Source organism: Nostoc sp. (genome assembly GCF_036917675.1).
GTDB lineage: Bacteria > Cyanobacteriota > Cyanobacteriia > Cyanobacteriales > Nostocaceae > Nostoc.
The window spans coordinates 195,894-219,214 of record NZ_JBALCT010000016.1 but is presented as its reverse complement, the minus strand read 5'-3'; the positions used below and the strand labels follow the sequence as shown (position 1 = coordinate 219,214).

Genomic DNA, 23,321 nt, shown 5'->3' with positions numbered 1-23,321 from the left:
TCGCCTGATTTAGGATTTAGCAAGGCGTTCATCTAAGCAAGCCAGAGCAGCACCCGCAGTTTCAGCTAGAATACTAATGAGTCGATATAGAGCGATCGCACTAAATACTAAGGCAGATGGAAAGTGGTGTCGTAAAAGCTCATACGCAGTCGCTTCAAACACACCTAACCCACCAGGCGCACCCGGAATGACAAACCCTAACAACCAAGCGCAACTAAAAGCCCCTAACAACAAAGGAATTTGATTCAGATTCAACGAACCCAGCGCAAACATAGTTAATATAAACCCAGTGGCGCGTAGTCCCATAAAGCCCAATTCTCCTAACAAAGGTCGTAAAGGGTAGCTTTTAAGACTGAAGGGAACAGTTGACTCAGTGGTGACAGCAGACTTTTTTGCTTTCAATCTGTACAAAAAACGAATAACTGGGTTTAAAAACCAGGGATGAATCGCACAAAGGACTACAGCTAAACTCAGCAATTGTAGTATTTGCAGAACAAGAGTAGTATTAGCTGCTGCAAATTGGCTACTGCATAGGACAATGATGATTAAAGCCGCCGCTAGCATGAGTAACGGTTCCAGTAAAACGCTTAAAGTGGCTGCACCAGCAGAGACATTGGCATTTTTGGCGGCGACAATTCGCCCGTAGTGATGCCAGATATTACCTGGTAAATACTTGGCTATGTTCGTTTTTAGGTAAACTTGGATAAACTGGGTAGATGATACAGGTTGATTTAACTCTTGCAGAATCCAAGTCCAGATCCAGCCTGCCCAAGTATGTGCTAGTAAAGTGACGCCTGTAGCGATCGCTATAATTGCCCATCCTACCCCATCAATGTGGATAGCAGTCACTTCAATCCAATTATCCTTCAGAGCTTTCCCTAAAAAAAACAGCGTCCCCCCCAAAATTATCCAGCGTAAAAATTGCTTCATGAATTTAGTAATTTAACGGTTAGAGCAACAAGGGCTGAATACCTCAAAGCTTATGGTATATCAGCTATATATTCAAAGCTTTTGAAGTATTAAACAGGTTAATGTAGTTCTTTTTACGACCACTATATTACTTTATTTTATATCTCTCTATAGTTAGATAAAAATATTCTATTATTACTAATTAAAATGTGGCCTGCGCTAGAGGTAAAGTTAATTTTATTATTCATATCCTTAATAGAGGTTATGGAAAGTGAGCGAACCAAAATAAGCACAATAACTTGCACAGATAAAGACTTCCAACAACCTGAGCCAGGTGGTTTAATTCAGAATGAACCAAATGTGGGAGATCGGGTTAAAGATCGTCTTGAGACTGTAAAAGAGGCTGTTGAAGAAGCTTCCGGTTTTTTGAAAAACAAGGCAGATGAAGCAGGTGCCAGACCTGAATTACAAAAAAATCCAGCAGTAGGCAGATAGAACCCTTATTTTGTCTGATATGCTTGGAATGCAAAATTAATTCCAAATGCCATCTTGGTTGAAGTTTAACTTAGTCACAGAAATCGAAGGAGTGAGAAGTATGAAAAAAGCAATGAATTGGCTGAAAAACATTCGTCCCTTGAAAGTTTTAACTGTTTTTTTAGCAGGAATGTTTCTATTTATGACCCAGGCTTGTGGTGCTCCAGGAGTAGCAACACAACCACCACAGCCAGGTTCTCAAGCACCTAATGTCAAGCGATATGATCCCACCAAAGATTATCCTCTCTCTTCTCCTGCTGGTGGGATGAATAACTTTAGTGATGTAGATCCTAGAGCAAAAGATGAGAAGGCAGCCAATGACAAAGCTGAGGCGCTAGTAAAAAATGCTCAAAAAAATATTGAGCAGAAGGGAATTGACAGCCGAGAGCAATATGGCCGGAATTTTCAGCAAGGGACATCCCTTGGTGAAAGAGTGAAGAACCTGGGTGAAGATATTGGTAGTTCAGCTGATGAAGTTCGGGAAGGTCTTGTTAAGGGAACTCAGCGAGGAATTGAAAATATCAAGGGTAATACCCAGAATGCTGCTGAAGACGTGACAAAAAATGTTCAGCGTGGGGCTGAGGATGCTGGTAAAAATGTTCAGCGCACAGCTGAGGATGCAGGCAACGCAGTAAACAGGACAGTCAAAGACGTTGATTGAAATTAGTGATTCAATGTCTTGCAAAAATATGAAAGCGCCCACAGATATTTAGTCTGGGGCTACCCAAGCAAAGCCTGCATAGACAGGCTTTGCTTGGGTTTTAGGTGGGGTTTAATTCCCTCGACATCAGCCTTAACTCAGTTGATTGTATTATTTAAAAATATCTCGCTGGGTTGCTCCCAAAGACGAATAACTCCAAATTCATGACGGGTATTTTCTAAAACAAAAGCTGTTTGCTGGACTAATATCGGATGTGGTGGGTTACAGGTAAATAGCAACTTGATGCATCCGCTTTTGGGGAAATCTGCGATACACCCTTAACCGATAATCATTTACAAAAATCGTAATAAAAAAAGGAGCCTGACTCAGACTCCTTAATAAAAAACTAGTAATAGAATTGTGACTACTTAACAGTCACCTTACCGCCAGCTTCTTCGATGCGCTTCTTAGCATCTTCAGCAGCATCCTTAGCAATACCTTCTTTAACTGCCTTGGGCGCAGCTTCCACCAAGTCTTTCGCTTCTTTCAGACCCAAACCGGTCAATTCCCGGACAATCTTCAGCACAGCAATCTTCTTATCAGCTGGGACTGATTCGAGAATCACTTCAAACTCGGTTTGCTCAACAACTTCGTCAGGAGGAGCACCAACACCAGGACCACCCATCATCATCATACCGCCAACGGGTGCAGCTGCACTCACGCCAAAAGCTTCTTCAATTTGCTTGACTAACTCAGAAGCTTCCAGCAAAGAGAGGGTTTTTAGTTGTTCTAAAATTTGATCGGTTGCAGTAGACATTGATATAACTCCTGTAATTTTGATTATTTATTTGTCATTGGTCATTGGTCTTTAACTATAGACTTTTGACTTTTGACTGATGAACCGCGAAGTCTATTCAGCAGCATTTTCTGGGCTGCTATCTTGTACAGCAGTGCTTTCGGTGCTGCTATCTTGTACAGCAGTGCTTTCGGTGCTGCTATCTTGTACAGCAGTGCTTTCGGTACTGGTATCTTGTACAGCAGCGCTTTCAGTGCTAGCACCAGCTTGCTCTTGGTCGGCCACAGCCTGGAAAGCACGAGCCAGTGAACCAGGAACTTCGTTGATACCCACAGCAATCTTGGTAGCCAAGGCGTTGATAGCTCCAGCAATTTGGGCTATGAGTTGTTCCTTAGATGGCAAGTCTCCCAGTATCTTGACATCAGGTTCTTTGAGTAGGCGACCTTCCAGGACACCACCGCGAAGTTCTGTCTTCTTGGTGACTTTTTGGAATTCTTGGTATGCCTTAATTGCCGATGAAAAATCTTCTTTTACCAGCAAAAAGGCGGAAGCACCATTGAGCAATTCCGACAGTGGCTGCCATTTTTCATCATCTTTAATGGCAATGCCCATTAGGGTGTTTTTCGTCACCTTACAAACAGTGCCACTGGGACGCAGCCGCCGCCGTAAGTCTGTGATTTCAGAAACCGTTAGCCCCTGATAGTCAATTACCAGTGCCAGAGTTGACTCACTCAAAGTTACTTTGAGGTCAGCTACTATCTCTTTTTTATTTTCTAGTGTTCTACCCATTCCAATCTCACCTCCTTAAAACAATCGGTGATTGCCCTACTTGTGCGTTTTTTCTAAACTAAACCCAAACAACAAACCCCAGCTAACTTAGCCGGGGTTGAGTATTAAGACTCCTGATACCATAGTTATCACACCTTTATGAGTGATAATTTTGACAATTAGAGTTTTAACCTCGGCAGGATATTAAGCTATTAGCACCTGCTGTCTCCGGCTTTGCCTATTTAATTTTGTCATTAGTCATATGTCCTTTGTCCTTTGCCTTTACAAATGACTAATCACTAATGACTAAAAATTAACCTACTTCGCTCAGTTTTAAATCTCGTAGGGCGCTGATATCAACTTTAATCGATGGCCCCATTGTGGCAGCTACATAAAATGTGCGCCAATAACGACCTTTAGCTCCTGAAGGACGGTTACGGTCAATCGTTTCCTGCAATGCCTTCAGGTTGACTAACAAATCTTCAGGTGAGAAAGTTGCCTTACCAAACATAACATGAACAATGCCAGTTCGATCGGCTCGGAATTCTAATTTACCAGCTTTGAATTCTGCGATCGCACCTGCTAAATCAAATGTCACGGTTCCACCCTTGGGCGATGGCATCAAACCACGCGGACCAAGCAACTTACCCAGCCTTGCCACCTGTGGCATCACATCGGGTGTAGCTATCAGCTTGTCAAAATCCATTCTACCTTTCTGGATTTCGTCAATCAGTTCTTCTGATCCGACTATATCAGCACCAGCGTTGCTTGCTTCGTTTACCTTTTCGCCTCTGGCTATCACCGCCACCCGAACGATTTGTCCTGTACCTTTGGGCAGTGCTACCGTTGTCCGCAACTGTTGGTCTGTATACTTGGGGTCAATTCCCAGCCGGATATGTGCTTCAGCCGCTTCGGCAAATTTAGCTGTCGCTGTGTCTTTGAGAAGAGCTAAAGCCTCTAGGGGGTGATAGTCCTTATCTTCTACTTTTGCTTGCAGTGTCTGCAAACGACGCGATATTTTTGACATTTTTTTTCTCCTGGGGTAATTCCGAAGTTTCGCTTCTCCCCCAATAATTTTTAGTTATGAGTCCTTTGTCATTTGCTAATGACCAATGACTAATCCGTGACTGTTACACCCATATTCTTAGCCGTTCCTGCCACAATCTTCATTGCCGCGTCTATGTCGTTGGCATTGAGATCCGGGAGTTTCGTTTGGGCTATTTCTTGCAATTGTGCTTTGCTAATTGACCCAACTTTCTTTTTGTTGGGTTCATTCGAGCCTTTTTCAATTTTCGCCGCCTTCCGAATCAGCACTGATGCTGGTGGCGTCTTGAGTACAAACGTAAAACTCCGGTCTTCAAAAACCGAAATTTCTACAGGTATCACCATTCCAGCTTGATCTGCTGTTTTGGCATTGTACTCTTTGCAGAACATCATGATGTTGACACCGTGTTGACCCAATGCGGGTCCCACTGGCGGTGCTGGGTTGGCTTTTCCAGCATTCAGGGCTAGCTTAATGACCGCTACTATTTTCTTCGCCATTTGTATTTAGCTCTGTTTCTCTACCTGATTAAATTCCAATTCTACTGGTGTATCCCTACCGAAAATTGAGAGCAAGGCTTTAAGCTTATTCCGTTCTGGAGAAACTTCAATCACCTCGCCTTCAAAGTCTTTAAATGGACCAGAAAGCACCATTATCTTATCACCAGTAGCCATGTCAATTTTGAGAACCGGCTCCTGTTCACTGGTTTGTTTGAATATGCGTTCGACTTCTGAAGAACTCAGTGGTATGGGGTGGACATGACCTCGACCCTTACTACTACCACGTTTTTGTTCTGAACCGACAAAGTTAATTACATGGGAGGTGTTTCGTACAACCTGCCAGGTATCATCATCCATCATCATCCGCACCAGCACATAGCCAGGGAAAACTTTTTCTTCTGTATGCTGGCGACTGCCATCTTTGCGGATTTTCACCGCTGGTGTCTGCGGAATTTCTACCTGAACAATTTTGTCAGCTACATCAAAAGTTTGAATGCGTTGCTCTAAATTAGTCTTTACACGCTTTTCACAGCCTGAGGCTACTTGCACCGCATACCAGCGTGTTTCTTTTGACGCTGCTTCTGCTGTTTCTGCTGTTTCCTCGGACTGCAACGTTGAGTTGCGAGGTTCGTTTGTTGCAAAAGTCATCAGAACACCTGTTTTGCTGCCCAACCAAACAATCCATCAACCAAGTATATCAAAGATGCGGACAGTGCCACCATTAACAACACAGCTGCGGATTCGCTCACTATCTGTTTCCGACTGGGCCAGACTACTTTCTCAAGTTCTTCTCTGGTTCCCTGTATGAAGTTGCCCAAGCTAAACCCATTTGTGTTTTCTGGCAATTCTGCTTCACTTTTTTTGGCCACGGCCGTTTATCCCCCGGTTTGTACTCAATTTTGGATTTTGGATTTTAGATTTATCCTATGCCTTAAGGCAAAGGCGCTTAATTTTAGATTTTAGTTTGCCGATTTTAAATTTCTTCTCAATCCCGTCTCCCAAGGGGAGACGCTGCGGGTACGGGTGACGCTCCTATGTCGCTAACAGCAGTTGCTCATGGGGAAACGCCCAATACTACACTGCTTCACCAAAATCCAAAATCTAAAATCCGGTCATCCAGGTTTACAGTTTCGACTCTATTTCACTTCCTGAAAGCAAAACAACTGCAAACACAATAAGTTTACCCGAAATTATTAGCGCTAACTGCTATATTAGCAGCTGCGTAATTATTTCGGGCTTTTTTTTGCTTTTCAGCGCGCCCTGGAGGACTTGAACCCCCGACATCAGGTTTTGGAGACCTGCGTTCTACCAACTGAACTAAGAGCGCACAAGCTGTTTTGGATTTAGTGATTGCGCTGAACTAAATTTCAGTTTAACGCAATATCCATTTTTTATCATACCTCAATTTTGTCAGGAAAACAAGTTAGCGGCAGATGCCGCTTGATGCTTCTCCCATAATTTTGAAGGACGAATCACAAAGGGCGGTCAAACCGTTGCTTAATCCGGGTTGCCTTACCTACGCGATCGCGGAGATAATACAGTTTAGCACGGCGGACTTTACCGCGACGTAATACTTTAATGCTGTCAATCCGGGGAGAATGCAACAGAAATACCCGCTCGACGCCCACGCCTTGAAAAACCTTACGAACTGTAATAGTTTCGTTGATGCCACCATTCCGCATGGCAATCACTACTCCCTCGTAAGGTTGTACGCGGTATTTTTCGCCTTCCTTGATTTTCACTCCCACTTTTACGGTGTCGCCCACATAAATGTCGGGCAGATTCGATTTTATCTGTTCCGCTTCAATCGAGCGGATAATCTCTTGAGCATTCATAGTCTTTCTGTCTACTTAAAAAAAACTCACAATCATCAATCATAAATCGATAATCCTATTTCAGTCTACTTGTTAGGATTGATAATTTTACTGATACAACAGCCTAGATATCAAAGCTATATTGCAGAATGCTGTACCACAGGGGTAAAATTTATGAAATTTAGCGTCGTCATCAGTACCTATAATCGCTTGAACTTGCTGCAAAGAGCAATTGACTCGGCTCGTAACCAAACAATCGAGTGCGAGGTGGTTGTTGCCGACGACTGTTCATCTGATGACACCCAAACATATCTCAAAAGCTTAGGGGACAAGCTTGTTTACCATCGTAACGAAGTCAACCTTGGTCATGCAGCAACGGTAAATGCTGGAGTTGCCAAAGCTAGCGGCGACTGGATTAAGTTTTTAGATGATGACGACTATTTAGCGCCCAACTGCATAGAAGAGATGGCGAAGGCGATCGCACTTCGTCCCGATGCTGTAATCTGCTCTTGTGTGGCGGCTCAGGTAGATGGCAATGAAGTTGAACTCTCTCGCACCCCCGAAGTTGGCCCTGGTTTAGCTTTTTATATCCCACAAGCCGATATTCACTACGGTATGCTGTTAGAGCTTGTACCTTTTGGCACGCCTGTCCAAGTAGCTTGCAGACGTGATACTTTCCTCCAAACTGGTGGTTGGGACTCCACACTTGATGCTAACTGTGATGACATCGATTCTTGGATTCGGATTGCTCAGTTTGGTGATGCTATTTTCTGCAACCAGTGTCTTGCTTACCGGACTATCTGGCCTGGTGCTTATAATCAAAAGTTTTCTTTGTCTCGCCGGTTAGCTACAAATATTTTGATGAAGGAGAAAATTTACGCCTTGGTAAAAGACCAACATCGCTCAAAGATTCCCATCTTTCAGGATATAAAAAATTACCTAAAACTGCATTGGATTTTAGTAGCACTGAAGCAAAAAAATCTCAAGAGTTTTCTTTCAATGATAGATTTGTCTATACTTTCTCCTCAGTCTTGGAAGTTTTTGCTAACAGCTGCCTCATCACGTCGCTCTCAGGGACAAAATTCTGAGGTTCGTAAGTTGGTGTTGATTGATTCCTAGCTTTTTAATCGTTGACAATCATTTGATTGTGAGAGAATGTTATGCCTGAATAAAAAACATATTTAGAGCTTTCAGATATAAGCCATCATCACCTCAAGGCAAATTATGAGTGAAGAATGGAAATTTTTGCAGCCAGTGTTCAATCCTGAAGAAGTAACTAAACTTAGGGAAAAACTAAATAAAGTTGTAATGGGTTCTGGAAGTACTGTCGACCCTAGTAAACTTAACATTATTAAGCAGGCTGATTGGATTGCAATAGCAACTGAAAGTGGAGATCATTTTTCTGAAGAAGATGAAATCAAACTATTGCAAGCAGTATTGGAGAATAGAAATCAAGAAATTATCGCAATAGGATTTGAGCCTGTAGAACCATTCCCTCCCGCATTTGTATTTCCAGCAACGGCTGAAGCAATTGAAGAATTTAATTGGAAGTGTGGACTTTTCTGGTTTACACTGTATTCTGGAGAGCCTGATTGGGTCATTATTTGTACTAAGCTAGATTTCCTTGTTATTACTGGAAAACATAGTTTTGTTAAACAATTTTTAGGTTGTAAAATTCAACAAGCTCTTACTGACTTCTACGAATTAGCATTAAGTTATCCTGATTATTATCCTGAAAAAAAGTCTTTACTACAAGTGTACAATCGACTTTCGCGTGAATATCCTAAGATAAATACTGGAGAAGTTATCCAACTGTTGCCTGTGTCGAGAAATGATATCAATGTATTGGAAATGGGGCTTTAGACTATTAATTGTATTCTTGGGGCTGTGGCTACTCTTGGATCTGGGTTCCCGCCTGGGAGCAGAGATTTTTTGGTTTCAGGAAGTCGGCTATCTCCAAGTATTTCTGCTAAGGCTAGTGACTCGTGGTGTTTTGTGGGTAGTGGTGGCTGGGATAACTGCTGCCTATCTACTCCTAAACCTAGCTCTCGCACAACGGCTAAAATATCCCCAGTCTCTAAAGATTGAGTCAGCAGAACTCAGCAGTAAATTAACAAATTTTCTCACTCCTGATTATCTAAGACGCAACGAAACCCGGACACTTGCGCCACAACGCTTTCAACCATTGAGATTGCGCTGGTTATTACCCCTAACCCTGGTACTGAGCTTGTTGATTGGGTTGATGCTGGCTCACTATGGTCAAATTGCTCTTTTATACTGGCATTCTCCAGTTAATAACGCTAGTCTACCCATTCCCACCTTATTCCGACCAGAGACAATCTGGCAACTCTTAAGGCAAATTGTCTCTCAAGTCTGGTATCTCGGTTTAATTGTGGGAGTAGCGATCGCCATCTTAATCTATCCCCAATTTTTACTAACTGCGATCGCAGTTTTGTTAAGTCCGATTTTTGCATTCATCCTCTTTTGCCACTGGCCAAAGGTGCTGCAATATTTCCACCCCACCCTTTTCAACAGCACTGAGCCTTTATTTGGTCAAGATATCAGCTTTTACGTATTTTCCTTACCCTTTTGGGAACTGCTAGAACTCTGGCTGATGGGATTATGTTTGTATGGCTTCGTCGCCGTTACTCTCACTTATATGCTGTCAGGGGACAGTTTGAGTCAGGGGATTTTCCCTGGTTTTTCGCCCCAGCAGCAACGTCATTTATTCGGTATGGGTGGCTTGTTGATGCTGGTAGTAGCTTTAAGTTATTGGCAAAGTCGCTATGAACTCGTGTATTCTACCCGTGGAGTAAGTTATGGTGCCAGCTATACGGATGTGACAACCCAGTTGCCAGCTTATACCGTCTTGTGCATCCTGGCAGTAGCGATCGCCTTCTACCTACTTTGGCGAACATTTTTCTGGAAACCCAAATCTCAGCATCGCCGATTGTTTTTTTACGGGTTAGGAATTTATCTAGTACTGGTTGCAACAGCTAACGTTGTTCTACCTACTGTGGTGCAATATTTAATTGTCCAACCGAATGAGTTACAACGAGAGCAACCCTACATTCAGCGTACTATCGCCTTGACTCGCCAAGCATTCGATTTAGAGGCGATCGATGCTAGAACCTTCAACCCGCAAGGAACATTGACTGAAGCTAATATTCAAAATAATGACTTGACAATTCGGAATATTCGCCTGTGGGATCAGCGACCACTATTAGAAACTAACCGTCAACTGCAACAAATTCGGCCTTACTATCGGTTCCCCGATGCCGATATTGACCGCTACACTCTCAAAACAGATATAACTTCACGCCAACTATCTGCGCCGCAAAAGCCAGCAGAACCTAACCACGAACCAGTTGAATCAACAGAACGGCGACAGGTACTGATTGCCGCACGAGAATTAGATTACAGTGCCGTACCACAGGAAGCTCAAACATGGGTTAACCGCCGCCTTATTTATACCCACGGTTTCGGGTTTACTGTTAGTCCAGTTAATACAGTTGGGCCGGGTGGGCTACCAGAATATTTTGTCAAAGATATTAGCGGTGATAGTAGCGCCCTCACAACTTCCAATAAAGCGATTCGTGAAAGCATTCCCATTGGGCAACCCCGAATTTATTACGGTGAAATTACTAATACTTATGTGATGACTGGCACAAGAGTTAGAGAGTTAGATTACCCTAGTGGTAGTGACAATGTTTATAACTCTTACGATGGTCTGGGTGGCGTTGAAATCGGTTCAGCATGGCGACGCTGGTTATTTGCGATGTATTTGAAAGATTGGCAGATGGTACTGACGCGGGACTTTTTGCCAGAGACAAAAGTCCTACTTCGGCGAAATGTCAAGCAAAGAATTCAAGCGATCGCACCTTTCCTTAAATTTGACAGCGACCCCTATTTAGTAGCTGCTGCTAATCAAAATTTCTCAAGTAATCCCAGTTATCTTTACTGGATTGTTGATGCCTACACGACGAGCGATCGCTATCCTTACTCAGACACTGGTAGCGATGGTATCAACTACATTCGCAATTCTATCAAAGTGGTGATTGATGCTTATCACGGCACTGTTAAGTTTTATATTGCCGATCCAAACGATCCGATAATTGCCACTTGGTCAGCGATATTTCCCAACATGTTCAAACCGCTCAGTACAATGCCAGTAAATCTCCGCAGTCATACCCGTTATCCGGTGGACTTTTTTAAAATTCAATCTGAGCGATTGATGACCTACCACATGACTGATCCTCAAGTATTTTACAACCGGGAAGACCAGTGGCAAATCCCCAACGAAATCTATGGCAGTGAACCCCGTCCGGTAGAGCCGTATTATTTGATTACTAGTCTACCCACCGTAACCTTTGTTGGCGCAGCCTCTCGTCGAGAAGAATTTATTCTGCTTCTACCCTATACTCCCAAACAACGGACTAATTTAATCGCTTGGTTAGCGGCGCGATCGGATGGCAACAACTACGGTAGGCTGGTTTTATATGTCTTTCCTAAGGAACGCCTGGTTTACGGGCCAGAGCAAATCGAGGCGCGGATTAACCAAGACCCAGTAATTTCCCAGCAAATTTCTCTGTGGAATCGCCAGGGATCGAGAGCCATTCAAGGCAATCTACTAGTAATTCCCATTGAGCAATCGCTGCTGTATGTCGAGCCAATCTATCTAGAAGCCACACAGAATAGCCTACCAACTTTGGTGCGGGTAGTCGTGGCTTACGAAAACCGGATTGTTATGGCACAAACATTGAAACAAGCATTGCAGGGAATCTTTAAACCAGAAGTTACACCAGCTCCTGCGATTATCCGTCCCTTTGAAGAAGCAGCCCCACCAGGTTAAGCTATTTTAAAATATATGGCAGGCAACGGTGAGCAAATTGAATACACGTTCAACTACCAACTTTAGAAGGGAATATCATCTGGATCTGGTTCTTCCTGTTTCACTGCTGGATAAGTGGTTCGCTCATAATTTGTGGGTTGGGGTACGGGTTCGTAACTTGTCGCTTGGGGAGTAACGCCAACAGGATTTGTCGCCGGGGTAGGCGCTGGACGTGGTGACTCATAACTGTTAACGTCTTTCTCTGGAGGACGAGATGCTGAAGATGGTTGTCGTGGAGAAGTTTCAGTGAATGATGGAGTTACGGTTGCTGAAGGCAATGGATCAGTATTAAAACTACCTCCAACAGGTTGAATTTGTTGCACCGTCAATTCAGCGCGTTTTTCTTTAAAACCTTCCATCGGAACAGTATTCATGCTTAAACGTCCTACCAACATGACGCGATCGCCTTGGTGGTAGTTTTGCTGAATTTCTGTCGCTAAATTCCCCCAGCCGACAACTTTCAGGGTGGCTGGCGGATCTTCTGGTTTCAAGGAATTGGGAAACTGCACCAGCATTTCCGTGACTCCCAGATTATCGGCTGTATACCGGAGTTGCGGCTCGTTAATAATTTCCGCCATCAAAACGCAGCTGTTCATTATAATTACTCCTGACTGCAAAAAGTGCTGATTGAAAAACAGGGGGTTTTTCTATGTAGTGCCAATTAATATCTAGATATGTTTAATTGTTTGCATTTTTTAATAATGTCTGAATAAATTTCTTACATCCACTCTTACTTTTAGTTATTCTTAACATAAAAGCCAAGCGATCGCTTTGAACAGCATTAAATATGCTACTCGCCACCTTCGCTTGACTAAATGAGCATTGAATTCTGCATGAGTAGTATAATTGTACCATCAACTCCTGAAATAGAAAAAATTCTTGGCAAAAATTAAGTCTTGACATGAACTGGAGAACACCCAAGGCGATCAACCTTGCTGGAAGGTCGCGCCAGATGGGTAAATTAGACGAACACTATATGAACCGGGGAATTTAGGTTATATTAACTACTAAGTATTGGATGATCACAAGATGTTTAACGACAGTAATAACTCCCAAGCTAACCAAGCTAGTGTTCTGTACAGACATGGCGACGTTCTAATCAGACGTATTGCTAACTTACCTGTCGGTACTCAAAAACGTGTAGGTGCTACTCTGGCTCATGGTGAAATCACAGGACACAGCCATCGCATTCAGCAATCCAATGCTGTTCAGTTGTGGGTACATGGTAGTGATCTTTTTGTTGAAGTTAAAGAAGCAAGTGCGACTTTAGTTCATGAAGAACATCGGGCGATTGAATTACCCCAAGGTCTTTACCGCGTCTGGAGACAACGTGAATATCGCCCTGATACTTACGTGGAGGTGATGGACTAATGCTGAAGATCATGTCGAAAGGACGTGTGCCGAATAAACAAGTTTTGCAGCGCCCAAACGAAAGCCACGAGCCTGTATCGGCTGAACTTGCTCGAAAACTTATCCTTGAGCATCGCGCCTGGGATCGTATGCGCGTTTTGGGTCATCTGGATTTAAGCGGTGCGTTGGATCTTTACAATCTACCTGAAAATCTCACCTGTGAAAGTATTGATATTAGCGACTGTGTAAACCTGACTACTCTTCCGCAAGGACTCTACGTTACTTATTGGATCGAGTTGGCCGGAAGTGGGATTACCAGTTTATCTGCGGGGCATGGTTTTCTCTTGCGCTGGCGAGGCGTGCAGGTGACGGATAAGATTGCCTTTGAATCCCAGTCCATAACTGGGCCGGATATCCTGAATATAGAAAATGTTGAGTTACGGCGTGTGCTGATTGAACGTCTGGGATACGAGACATTTTTGCAGCAAGCGGGAGGGTTGATCCGCGATCGCGATCGAGACTCTGGGGGAGAACGTCAACTAGTCTACATTCCTTTTGAGGATGACGAGCCGCTTATGGTCTTGAAAGTTACCTGTCCATCCACAGGACATATTCACATCCTGCGCGTTCCCCCTGAGATGCGAAATTGCCATCAGGCAGCCGCCTGGATTGCAGGTTTTAATAACCCAGATGATTATAACCCTGCGATCGAGGCGTAATTAGGATTGAAAGGGCTACTCAATTGCTAGAAGTGGGTTGCACAAATCGCTTAATTTCACCACAGGCAATATAGGACTTGCCATCAGGTGCTGTTTTGACTTCATCAACGAGATAAAGCATTCCTTCCTCGCGCACCGATCGCGGAAAGCGCATATTCCAATCCGGTTCATATCCGTCTGAAACTACCCTAGCACGCAGCTTGCTGCCATCTTTGACACACTGAACTAAAATGCTGTCCCCTACACTGTCAGTTGTGGTCAGATCGGCGGCACTAGCAGGGCCTTTGGAAGCTTTGCCTGTGTTAGTTAGATTCGATTGTCTAGGGGCAACGAAGATATCTGCTTCACCAGGTTGAGTAAGACGGGTAATTTTACCACCTACACGGTAGAAAGTGCGTTCGCCCTTGGCGTTGGCGAAGCCATCGCTTGAGAGTTCCAGTCCTTCAACAACATAGCGTGCCCCCTCGGCACGAATCGCCCGAGGAAACTGGATGTTCTTGGTTGAATCGTAGCCTTCGGATATGACTTTGACCCGCAGTTTACCCCCTTCACGAACACAATACAATTCAACACCCGAACCGACTTCATTGACAATCGGTATCGCGTACACTTCATCGCCAGCAGTGACACCTCGACCCACCAGATCGCTGCGATTGCGCGTCATTGTCTGGTAAGATTGATCCCGCATCTCTTTACGTCCGGCATTGCCTAGAGCTTTTTGGGCGATCCGACCTGCAAAATACTCAAGCTGATCAATCTCTTCAGCAATTTCAAAATTCTCGCTCAACCCTTTATCCCGCAAATCTTTCACAAGCGCCCGGAGGGTTTCTTCAGCTTCCTGATGCTTGCCATGTTCAGCTAGATTGAGTCCAGTTTCTTTGGCCTTAGCGATCGTCAGGCGACTCAGTTCCAGAATGATCTGGCTGGTAGAGGCAAAAGCTGCTTCCTCAACGGTGCCCACTTTGGCGACGATATCTACTGTGCCTGACACATTTTGAATAACGTCATCTTGCACAACATCGGCGCTGTAATGCAGTTTCATCACAGGTAACTCCCCAATTTGAGCGCTTGATATCACCAAACTCAAACCGAGAAGTTTGTCTTCGCCCTCGTAAAGCTCTCCCAAGGTGAGGACAGCTTGAGAAGCGTCATTCTGGCTAACTTTAGCAAGACTTAAGGTATCAACAAGGCTGATACCGTCAGCTAACTCAAGTGTCACCTTGAGGTTCTGTCCCACTACTGCTCTGAGACTGTCTAGCTCAATACTAAACACTTCCGTTGCTTCGTCGATACTTTGAATGAAGTAGAAGTTGCCCGTGGCGGCTCTTGCCATACCAATCAGCAGGTCTTCATTGAAACCCTGAGCAAAACCTAACGTAGTTGTGATAATGCCTTCCTCAGCTTTTTGCCCCGATGTCGCTGTGAGTATTTTGGGGTCTTGAATGCCCATATTGGCGTGACCATCGGTAAGCAGGAGAACACGATTTATTTTTTGCGGATCAAGTCGCGTCTTCACATGTTCACAGCCTTTGAGCCATCCCCCCGATAAGTTGGTAATCCCACCGGCTCTAACCTTGCGGATAGAATTTTTTAGTGCGGCCTTGTTAGTTACAGCCTGGGGTGGCACAACGCTGTCCACTTCATCGTCGTAAACAACTACTGAGAGAATGTCATCTGGCTCAAGTTGATCTACGACAGACTCAGCGGCTTTGAGTGCATGATGCAAGGGAGCGCCTGCCATAGAGCCGGAACGGTCAATTACAAGAGAAAGGTTAAGGTGACGTCGGGGAGATTCAGCTATGTCAACCCGAAAACGTAGCAGAATATTAGTCTTTAATGAAGATCCTGCGGGGAGGATAGACTGGTCAAATTCGTAACTTGTCTTAATCATTTTTTATATCGCTCAAAATTGTTTGTTATCAGCCACAATCCTGATGATGCTAGGACAGGAAGCGCTCTCTTTAGTTTACCCAGAAATCAGTTTTTTCAGTGTATAAAGTTGCTTTTATGTAATATTTTATAGTTTTCGCCTCTGTCCAGCGGCCGCTCTTTCGGGAAAAGTTTGCGATCTACTGACTTTATCCTTCCCGACTCGCCACAACTGAAAGGCGATCGCACGGGTCACAATTGCGGGAAACTGAAAGCAGATATATTAGGAGAGGAGAACCTAATGAGTTGGACTAAAGTTCTTGCAGTCGAAGCACTTTCCCCAGGTGCGCGAGAAGTGGTGAAAGTTGGTAATCGGAAAATTCTGGTTTTGAATCACGAAAATCAGCTTTATGCTGTAGATAACACCTGTCCTCACATGAAATTACCACTGAAAAGTGGGAAAATCACTGAAAGTGGAACAATTGTTTGTTCCTTCCATCACAGTGCTTTTGACCTGCGGACTGGTGAAGTACAAGACTGGTGTTCCTGGCCACCTGGTGTAGGTAAATTACTCTCCTTGGTTTCACAACCAAAGGCACTACCAATATTTCCGATTCGTGTGGAAGAAGGTAGTATCTGGGTTGATGTGCAAGAGGAATAGCACCCTCTGCCGGAATTTAGCTCAACAATGGTGAGTAAAAAAAAGTAATAAAAACCCCAGCCGATGAGTTTAGCTGGGGTTTTGATCAAACCTAAAAACCTAGCTTGATGAGGCTTTCCTCCTTCCCAGGCGGAGCCTGAAAATGCTTTGGTTTTGTTCATTGTGTACTTTATTTACTTGCAACCTGCTTTAGTTCACAACACAAGTTTGTTGGTTCACAACACAAGTCTGTTGGTTCACAACACAAGTCTGTTGGTTCACAACACAAGTCTATTGGTTCACAACACAAGTCTGTTGGTTCACAACACAAGTCTGTTAGTTCACAACACAAGTCTGTTAGTTCACAACACAAGTCTGTTGGTTCACAACACAAGTCTCTTGGTTCACAACGCTTTGTTGTCTAGCGAAGAACCCCACCCCGCAAGCGAGGCTAGGTGTATACACAAGTTATAGGGGTTCCCATTCAGATGCGGTACAACATTATATCGGCTAGTGTAAGGGCACGGCAGTGCCCATTGGTGTCAACTTAACGTGAAAGCTAGTCTAGAACAAGCTTTTATACTTTGTCTCGTTAAGAGTCTCCGACTGGGAATGCCGTTCTAGAGGCGGACCCTCTAGAAAAGCGGCAGAGCCGCCAGGAGGCGCATTTCCAGCCTTCTTGCTGGAAACGAGGTTTTAAAAGGGTTTACGCTTAAGTTGACACCAATGGGCAGTGCCGTGCCCTTACAGGTGTAGCTCACTAGGTCGGGAAACGCTATATCCGATTATCCAAAAGTCTACTAAAACCTCACCCTGTCCTATCTTTAATCCCTCTCCTTACTAAGGAGAGGGACAGGTTTTACGTAGTAAAACCAGGGTGAGGTATCTCAGGGGCTATGAGACTTAACTGTAAATTGCATTGAGAAAGACTTGTGTGTACACCGTAGCCCTAATAGGGGAGCGGCTGCTCTTGAGATGTCATACAGAAATCATAACTAATTTACCTAGTTGTCTTGCTTCATCTGCAACTTCCCCCTACAGCTGGCGCTGAAGTTTGGTGGTAAAAGAGGATAATTTTATTTACAATCTTGTAACAGAGTTTTGCTTTATCATTTCATGTTCAGTTTGATTTAATAATTTATTCCTGTAACTTAATAACTGATATGAATGCTCAAAAAATAAAAATTTTATTAGTTGATGATAATCTAGAGAATTTACATTTTTTATCAGACATCCTTCAACACCAAGCTTATCAGGTGCAAAGTGCCATTTCTGGACAATTGGCAATCAATACGGCACTGGCTTTTCCCCCTGATCTGATTTTGCTAGACGTTCTCATGTCAGAGATGGATGGTTATGAAGTTTGTCAACATTTGAAAGCTAACCAGAAAACTCAAGAGATTCCGATCATTTTTTTCGGTGTTTTAGATGAATTATCTGAAGAAGTAAATGTTTTTGATTTAGGCGATATTGACTATATTACTCAACCATTCCAAACTAAAGAAGTTTTATTACGCGTCCAAAATCAACTCACTCTCCAAAGGCTGAAAAAACAGTTAAAAGAACAAAATGCCCAACTGCAAGAGGAGATTAAAGAGCGTCAACGGGTTGCGATTGAGTTAAATATTCGGAACAAACAATTAGAAGAGATTTTCAAAGAAATTCCTGTTAGTCTTGAGGCAGCCTCTTGTAGAGAAGTTTACCAAAGCAATGGCACAGCCAACGGCAAGGGCGAACGCCTTTTAGTCGAAGCCGCCTTGAAGAAGAGTGAAAGTCAATATCGCCACCTTGTGGAGACATCCCAGGATATGATCTGGTCGGTGGATATTGATGGACTAATTACCTTTGTCAACCCGGCAGTCAAGCAGATTTATGGCTACGAACCCCAGGAAATGATCGGGCGTACCTTGACTGATTTCATCTGGCCGATACAAGTTGCTCAAGATAAAGTAGCCTTTGAGCGTGTTTTTCAGGGAAAGCCGATCTTTCAGCATGAAACTACCTGTGTCGCTAAAGATGGTACTTTACTTTATCTAATGTTTAATGCGATCGCCTTACGCAACGAAGAGGGTCTGGTTATAGGTATGACAGGTACTGTTAGTAATATTACGCAGCGTCGCGGAGTAGAAAAATTACTCCAAGAAAGCGCGATTAAGCTCCGCAAGCATAACCTAGTGCTAACCCAACTGGCACAAAATCAGACGCTTTATCAGGGTGATGTGAAAGCAGCTTTGAGTAAAATCACAGAAACATCTGTGAAAAATATTGGGGTGGAACGAACCAGTATCTGGCTGTATGACGAAACAGGCACGAAAATCGAGTGTTTTGACCTATTTGAGGCCAGGCGTAATCAACATAGCGAAGGACTTTTCTTAGCAGAGGCAGACTATCCAGCTTATTTTACAGCTTTGCACCAAGACCAACTAATCGCCGCAGATGATGCCCATAGCGATCCCAGAACTAGAGAATTTTCTGCATTTTACTCAAGATTAAACATTACTTCTATACTCGATACACCCATTAGGCTGGAGGGCAAGACCGTAGGAGTTTTATGTATGGAGGCAGTGGGAGTTACTCATCATTGGACGCTAGAAGACCAAAATTTTGCTCGCTCTCTGGGCAATTTAACATCCTTGGTGTTGGAGGCAAAAGAACGCCAACGCGCCGAAGCAGCGCGACGGGCTTCTGAAGAAAAGTTAGCATCAGCTTTTCGGTCATCTCCTGATCCAATTGCCTTAATTACTGTTCGCAACAAACGCTACATCGAAGTTAACGACAGCTTTTGTCGGTTTTTTGGTTATTCTCGTTCTCAGGTGATCGATCGCACCGATGAAGAATTGAATATTTGGGCAAATCCAGAAGAATATAATTTCCTCGCCCACACGCTGCGACAAATTAAAGCCATCCGCAACTATGAGGTTGATGTCTGCACTTCCACCGGAGAAATTAGGACGACACTATTTAGTGCGGAAATGATCGAGATTGATGGACAATGGTACGTACTGGGCACAGCGAAAGACATTACTGAACGTAAGCAGGCAGAAAATGAAAGCCGTTTGCTACTGTTGACAACCCAAGCGATCGCCCGCGCCAGTGATGTCAATAGCGCTTTAGCAGTGGTCTTGCGCTTAATTTGTCACACCATTGGCTGGGATTTTGGTGAAGCATGGATACCTAATGAAGAGGGTACTGTTTTAGAACACAGTCTGAGTTGGTACGGTGAAGAGAGCAGTTTAGCAGAATTCTGCCGCCAAAGCCAAACTGTGAAATTTGCTCTGGGATTGGGACTACCAGGAAGAGTTTGGCAAAGCCAGGAACCAGAATGGATAGAAGATGTTTCCGAAGTTACAGAGCCAGTTTTTTTGCGCTCGCCACAAGCTGCCAAAGTAGGATTAAAAGCTAGTTTTGGTGTTCCCATACTGGCTGGAAACCAAGTATTAGCTGTTTTAGTGTTTTTTAAACGTAGCTCAGTATTGGTAGATAGACGTTTGCTTTTGCTAGTAAGTGCTGTTGCTGCTCAGTTAGGTGGGTTAATTGAGCGCAAAACTCTAGAACAAGAATTAGCACTCAGAGAAGCTCGCCTGAATGCCTTTTTTAGCAGCGCTCCCGTCGGCATGAACATTGTAGATAATCAGCTGCGGTTTGTGCAAATCAACCAACTGCTAGCCGAGATTAATGGACTACCTCAGAAAGATCATATTGGTAAAACGATCTATGAAGTCTTACCCCACATCGCCCCTTTAATGGAACCAATCTATCAACAGGTTCTGTTGACTGGTCAACCCATTCTCAATCAAGAATTAAGCGCCGCATCAATTAAACAACCAGATATTATCCGCCACTTCCTCGCTTCTTATTTTCCGATCCCTGGTGAAGACGATCGCCCCTCTGGTATAGGCACTGTTTTTGTAGAAATTAGCGAACTGCAAGCAGCGCTGCGCGAACGGCAAGCCGCGCTACGCGAACGCAAACGTGTTGAACAAGAATTGCGTTTAGCCAACGAACGCTTACAATATCTGCTCACCTCTAGCCCAGTAGTTATTTATAGCAGCAAAACATCAGAAGATTTTAGCACTACCTTTATCAGTGAGAACATTAAAGCAATGGTGGGCTACGAAGCGCGGGAATTTATCGAAGATTCCAGTTTCTGGCTCCAGCACGTCCACCCCCAAGATATTGAACTGATCTCAGAAAAATTTAACGAGCTTGTTGAACACGAGTACATCTCCTACGAATATCGGTGGTTACACGCTGACGGAACTTATCACTGGTTTTACGAAAAGATGAGGTTAATCCGTGACGAAGCTGATTACCCTATAGAATGCGTTGGTTATTGGGCAGACATTAACGATCGCAAATTAGCAGAATTAGCTTTGCAGTCAGGTCAACAGCGATATCAACTTCTAGCAGAAGCCTCACCAGCTTGTATATTTCACGCAGATATAAATGGTAATGTTTTATATTTTAATCAACGCTGGAGTGAGATTACTGGATGCAGTTTAGAAGAGTCTCTGGGAACAGCTTGGGTAAATGCCGTACATCCAGACGACCGCGAGCAGCTATTCTTGGTATGGAATCAAGCAAGAGAGGCTAAAATAATGTATAAGTCCGAACATCGTTTCTTGCATACTGATAGTACAGTCGTCTGGGTAATTGCTCAAGCTTTGCCAGAATTTGGAGATGATGGAGAAATCAAAGGTTACATCGGTACAATTACAGATATTACCGAGAGAAAATTAGCAGAAGAAGCTTTGCGTGAGAGTGCAGAACGGGAAAGAGCGATCGCCCAAGTAATTCAAAGGATGCGCCAAACACTAGATTTAGAGACGATATTTGCGGCTACAACCCAAGAATTACGGCAAGTACTCAATTGCGATCGAGTTGTTGTTTATCGTTTCAATCCCCAGTGGAGTGGCGAATTTGTCTCCGAGTCGGTAGGTAATGGTTGGATTTCTCTGATTGAAGAACACAACAATGATCCCAATCTCACACAAGGTGTCTTCCAAGACGGCCATTGCCTAGCAAAAATTTTGGCTAGCGCGGATAACCAGGTGCAAGATCCTGATGTGCAAGCAACCCCAGATGCAAGTTTCCTCTGTGTCCCAGACATTTACAAGGCTGGGTTTCATCCTTTTTATGTCAATTTCTTAGAGCGCTTTCAGGCTAAAGCCTACATTATTGTCCCCATCTTATATGGTAGTCAGCTTTGGGGATTACTAGCGAGTTATCAAAATTCCACTCCCCGTCAATGGAAAGCAGAAGAAGTCAACATCGTAGTTCAAATTGGCAATCAGTTGGGTGTTGCTTTTGGGCAGGCACAATTGCTGGCGCAAACCCAAACGCAGTCACAAGCATTGCAAGAAGCTGTGATCATTGCTGATGCTGCCAACCGCGCCAAAAGCGAATTCCTGGCCAACATGAGCCACGAATTACGTACCCCACTCAACGCTATCCTCGGTTTTACCCAAGTGATGAGCCATGATCGTGCTTTATCTACAGAACATCAGCAAAATCTAACAATCATCAATCGTGCTGGCGAACATCTCCTTAACTTAATTAATGACATTTTGGAAATGTCTAAAATCGAAGCTGGCAGAATAACATTAAATCTCAACAGTTTTGACTTAATTCGCCTCTTGGAAAACCTCGAAGAGATGTTGCGCTTCCGCGCCACCTCCAAAGGATTAGAATTGGTCTTTGAATATAAATCTTACCTCCCCCAATACGTTCAAGCTGACGAAAGTAAACTGCGTCAAGTCTTGCTTAACCTCTTGGGAAATGCAATCAAATTTACCGATACTGGGAGAGTGATGCTACGAGTAGGCATGGGGGAGATGGAGGAGAAAATTTTACCTCATCCTCCTCATCTCTTCTTCGAGGTACAAGACACTGGTTGTGGTATTGCCTCAGAAGAAATTGACTTGTTGTTTGAAGCTTTTGGGCAAACTGAAACCGGAAGGAAATCGCAACAGGGAACAGGACTAGGTTTAGCAATTAGCCGCAAATACGTACAACTAATGGGGGGAAATATTAGCGTCTCCAGCATTATTGGCGAGGGAAGTAAATTTGCTTTTGATATTCAAATTGATCTAGCCGCAGCTAGCGAAATCCAGATCAAGCAAATTAGACAGCAAGTTCTGAGTTTAGCGCCTGAGCAAAGCGAATACCGCATTTTGGTGGTTGATGACTCCACAGACAGCCGTTTAGTGCTAATCAAAATTCTGACATCTATTGGTTTTGCAGTCCAGGAAGCAACAAATGGCACTGAAGCGATCGCACTTTGGCAGACATGGCAACCACACCTAATTTTAATGGATATGCGGATGCCGATTATGGACGGCTATGAAGCCACAAAAGTTATTAAAGCTAGAGAAGAAACCTTAATTCCAAATCGCAACACCATTATCATCGCCTTAACTGCTAATGCCTTTGAGGAACAGCGAGAGGCAATGATCAAAGCGGGTTGTGATGATTATATTAACAAGCCCTTCCGCGAGGAACAATTACTAGAGAAATTGAGCGAATATTTAGGAGTTGAATATATTTATCAAGAAGAAAGCTATCAGATAGCAGATGCAAGGCAACAGGAAATAGAATCAATGTTGACGCTTACGGATTTAGTGACTCTATTATCTGAAATGTCGCCTGAATGGATGAAACAGGTGTACACTGCCGCAGCCCAATGCAGTGATGACCTGATTTTGGAATTGATTGAGCAAATCCCTTCTGAAAATGCTGCACTGCGAAATTTTATCAAGAATTTCGCTCATGATTTTCAGTTTGAGAAAATTATGGAATTGATTAGTAAGTGTTGAGGGGATAAAAACTCACAGGGTTAGCGCATCTCAA

General features: G+C 43.7%; 17 protein-coding genes, 1 tRNA gene, 2 pseudogenes and 1 other annotated feature. Of the genes and pseudogenes, 9 read left to right on the top strand and 11 right to left on the bottom strand.

The genetic code is table 11. The features are described 5' to 3' along the window. Positions 1-9: 9 nt before the first annotated feature. Positions 10-930 (bottom strand): lysylphosphatidylglycerol synthase domain-containing protein, encoded by a 921-nt coding sequence (locus V7K31_RS06060; protein WP_335093184.1) that lies wholly within the window; start codon positions 928-930, stop codon positions 10-12. A gap of 282 nt (positions 931-1,212) precedes the next feature. On the opposite strand from V7K31_RS06060, the pseudogene V7K31_RS06055 reads away from it, so the two are divergent. Next, a pseudogene (locus tag V7K31_RS06055) lies at positions 1,213-1,404 on the top strand (DUF6658 family protein); the annotation flags it as partial. 100 nt (positions 1,405-1,504) lie between these two features. Beyond that, entirely contained in the window at positions 1,505-2,104 is a 600-nt protein-coding gene (locus V7K31_RS06050) for a hypothetical protein (protein ID WP_335093183.1), read from the top strand. Positions 2,105-2,507: 403 nt separating this feature from the next. Here the strand turns inward: V7K31_RS06050 and rplL are convergent, their stop codons facing one another. The 8 genes and pseudogenes from rplL to rplS all read right to left on the bottom strand — a co-directional run bounded on the left by rplL (position 2,508) and on the right by rplS (position 7,024). Continuing rightward, positions 2,508-2,900, bottom strand: a complete 393-nt coding sequence (gene rplL, locus V7K31_RS06040) for a 50S ribosomal protein L7/L12 (protein WP_335093182.1) — start codon at positions 2,898-2,900, stop codon at positions 2,508-2,510. Between the two features lie 240 nt (positions 2,901-3,140). After that, a pseudogene (gene rplJ / locus V7K31_RS06035) lies at positions 3,141-3,668 on the bottom strand (50S ribosomal protein L10); the annotation flags it as partial. 61 nt (positions 3,669-3,729) lie between these two features. After that, positions 3,730-3,897 (bottom strand) — a sequence feature (ribosomal protein L10 leader region). Between the two features lie 63 nt (positions 3,898-3,960). Further along, a complete protein-coding gene (gene rplA, locus V7K31_RS06030; RefSeq protein ID WP_335093181.1) occupies positions 3,961-4,674 on the bottom strand; it encodes a 50S ribosomal protein L1 in 714 nt (237 codons plus the stop codon). An 89-nt stretch (positions 4,675-4,763) separates the two neighbouring features. After that, positions 4,764-5,189 (bottom strand): 50S ribosomal protein L11, encoded by a 426-nt coding sequence (gene rplK / locus V7K31_RS06025; RefSeq protein WP_335093179.1) that lies wholly within the window; start codon positions 5,187-5,189, stop codon positions 4,764-4,766. Positions 5,190-5,195: 6 nt separating this feature from the next. After that, positions 5,196-5,837, bottom strand: coding sequence for a transcription termination/antitermination protein NusG (gene nusG, locus V7K31_RS06020; protein WP_334833056.1), 642 nt, complete (start codon positions 5,835-5,837; stop codon positions 5,196-5,198). Beyond that, positions 5,837-6,058, bottom strand: coding sequence for a preprotein translocase subunit SecE (gene secE / locus V7K31_RS06015; protein WP_335093178.1), 222 nt, complete (start codon positions 6,056-6,058; stop codon positions 5,837-5,839). The genes nusG and secE overlap by 1 nt, the downstream gene beginning before the upstream one ends. A gap of 385 nt (positions 6,059-6,443) precedes the next feature. After that, positions 6,444-6,516: transfer RNA gene (locus V7K31_RS06010), tRNA-Trp, on the bottom strand. Between the two features lie 145 nt (positions 6,517-6,661). Further along, positions 6,662-7,024, bottom strand: coding sequence for a 50S ribosomal protein L19 (rplS, locus tag V7K31_RS06005; protein WP_273766612.1), 363 nt, complete (start codon positions 7,022-7,024; stop codon positions 6,662-6,664). A gap of 153 nt (positions 7,025-7,177) precedes the next feature. Between rplS and V7K31_RS06000 the strand changes: the two genes are divergently transcribed. From V7K31_RS06000 to V7K31_RS05990, 3 genes are all read left to right on the top strand, one after another. Next, positions 7,178-8,122, top strand: coding sequence for a glycosyltransferase family 2 protein (locus tag V7K31_RS06000; protein ID WP_335093177.1), 945 nt, complete (start codon positions 7,178-7,180; stop codon positions 8,120-8,122). 105 nt (positions 8,123-8,227) lie between these two features. After that, positions 8,228-8,866, top strand: a complete 639-nt coding sequence (locus V7K31_RS05995) for a hypothetical protein (RefSeq protein ID WP_335093176.1) — start codon at positions 8,228-8,230, stop codon at positions 8,864-8,866. Beyond that, positions 8,844-11,855 carry a UPF0182 family protein gene (locus V7K31_RS05990; RefSeq protein ID WP_335093175.1) on the top strand — a complete coding sequence of 1,004 codons (3,012 nt, stop codon included), beginning with the start codon at positions 8,844-8,846 and terminating at the stop codon, positions 11,853-11,855. The genes V7K31_RS05995 and V7K31_RS05990 overlap by 23 nt, the downstream gene beginning before the upstream one ends. Positions 11,856-11,917: 62 nt before the next feature. Here V7K31_RS05990 and V7K31_RS05985 read toward each other — a convergent pair whose 3' ends face one another. Beyond that, positions 11,918-12,490 (bottom strand): single-stranded DNA-binding protein, encoded by a 573-nt coding sequence (locus V7K31_RS05985; protein WP_335093173.1) that lies wholly within the window; start codon positions 12,488-12,490, stop codon positions 11,918-11,920. A gap of 433 nt (positions 12,491-12,923) precedes the next feature. Between V7K31_RS05985 and V7K31_RS05980 the strand changes: the two genes are divergently transcribed. Both V7K31_RS05980 and V7K31_RS05975 read left to right on the top strand, forming a co-directional pair. Beyond that, positions 12,924-13,265 (top strand): hypothetical protein, encoded by a 342-nt coding sequence (locus tag V7K31_RS05980; RefSeq protein WP_335093171.1) that lies wholly within the window; start codon positions 12,924-12,926, stop codon positions 13,263-13,265. After that, complete coding sequence (locus V7K31_RS05975) at positions 13,265-13,963, top strand: DUF6745 domain-containing protein (RefSeq protein WP_335093169.1); 699 nt, start codon at positions 13,265-13,267, stop codon at positions 13,961-13,963. The genes V7K31_RS05980 and V7K31_RS05975 overlap by 1 nt, the downstream gene beginning before the upstream one ends. A 19-nt stretch (positions 13,964-13,982) precedes the next feature. Here the strand turns inward: V7K31_RS05975 and V7K31_RS05970 are convergent, their stop codons facing one another. Then, on the bottom strand, positions 13,983-15,854 hold the full coding sequence (locus V7K31_RS05970; protein ID WP_335093167.1) for a vWA domain-containing protein: 1,872 nt from the start codon (positions 15,852-15,854) through the stop codon (positions 13,983-13,985). Positions 15,855-16,133: 279 nt separating this feature from the next. Here V7K31_RS05970 and V7K31_RS05965 point away from each other — a divergent pair, with 279 nt between their 5' ends. Both V7K31_RS05965 and V7K31_RS05960 read left to right on the top strand, forming a co-directional pair. Continuing rightward, complete coding sequence (locus V7K31_RS05965) at positions 16,134-16,493, top strand: Rieske (2Fe-2S) protein (protein WP_335093450.1); 360 nt, start codon at positions 16,134-16,136, stop codon at positions 16,491-16,493. Between the two features lie 1,142 nt (positions 16,494-17,635). Beyond that, positions 17,636-23,287, top strand: coding sequence for a PAS domain S-box protein (locus tag V7K31_RS05960; RefSeq protein WP_335093166.1), 5,652 nt, complete (start codon positions 17,636-17,638; stop codon positions 23,285-23,287). Positions 23,288-23,321 lie beyond the last annotated feature (34 nt).

Coding starts and splice junctions, on each gene's coding strand:
- V7K31_RS06060 (WP_335093184.1), bottom strand. CDS start 930: ATGAAGCAATTTTTACGCTGGATAATTTTGGGGGGGACGCTGTTTTTT.
- V7K31_RS06050 (WP_335093183.1), top strand. CDS start 1,505: ATGAAAAAAGCAATGAATTGGCTGAAAAACATTCGTCCCTTGAAAGTT.
- rplL (WP_335093182.1), bottom strand. CDS start 2,900: ATGTCTACTGCAACCGATCAAATTTTAGAACAACTAAAAACCCTCTCT.
- rplA (WP_335093181.1), bottom strand. CDS start 4,674: ATGTCAAAAATATCGCGTCGTTTGCAGACACTGCAAGCAAAAGTAGAA.
- rplK (WP_335093179.1), bottom strand. CDS start 5,189: ATGGCGAAGAAAATAGTAGCGGTCATTAAGCTAGCCCTGAATGCTGGA.
- nusG (WP_334833056.1), bottom strand. CDS start 5,837: ATGACTTTTGCAACAAACGAACCTCGCAACTCAACGTTGCAGTCCGAG.
- rplS (WP_273766612.1), bottom strand. CDS start 7,024: ATGAATGCTCAAGAGATTATCCGCTCGATTGAAGCGGAACAGATAAAA.
- V7K31_RS06000 (WP_335093177.1), top strand. CDS start 7,178: ATGAAATTTAGCGTCGTCATCAGTACCTATAATCGCTTGAACTTGCTG.
- V7K31_RS05995 (WP_335093176.1), top strand. CDS start 8,228: ATGAGTGAAGAATGGAAATTTTTGCAGCCAGTGTTCAATCCTGAAGAA.
- V7K31_RS05990 (WP_335093175.1), top strand. CDS start 8,844: ATGTATTGGAAATGGGGCTTTAGACTATTAATTGTATTCTTGGGGCTG.
- V7K31_RS05985 (WP_335093173.1), bottom strand. CDS start 12,490: ATGAACAGCTGCGTTTTGATGGCGGAAATTATTAACGAGCCGCAACTC.
- V7K31_RS05980 (WP_335093171.1), top strand. CDS start 12,924: ATGTTTAACGACAGTAATAACTCCCAAGCTAACCAAGCTAGTGTTCTG.
- V7K31_RS05975 (WP_335093169.1), top strand. CDS start 13,265: ATGCTGAAGATCATGTCGAAAGGACGTGTGCCGAATAAACAAGTTTTG.
- V7K31_RS05970 (WP_335093167.1), bottom strand. CDS start 15,854: ATGATTAAGACAAGTTACGAATTTGACCAGTCTATCCTCCCCGCAGGA.
- V7K31_RS05965 (WP_335093450.1), top strand. CDS start 16,134: ATGAGTTGGACTAAAGTTCTTGCAGTCGAAGCACTTTCCCCAGGTGCG.
- V7K31_RS05960 (WP_335093166.1), top strand. CDS start 17,636: ATGAATGCTCAAAAAATAAAAATTTTATTAGTTGATGATAATCTAGAG.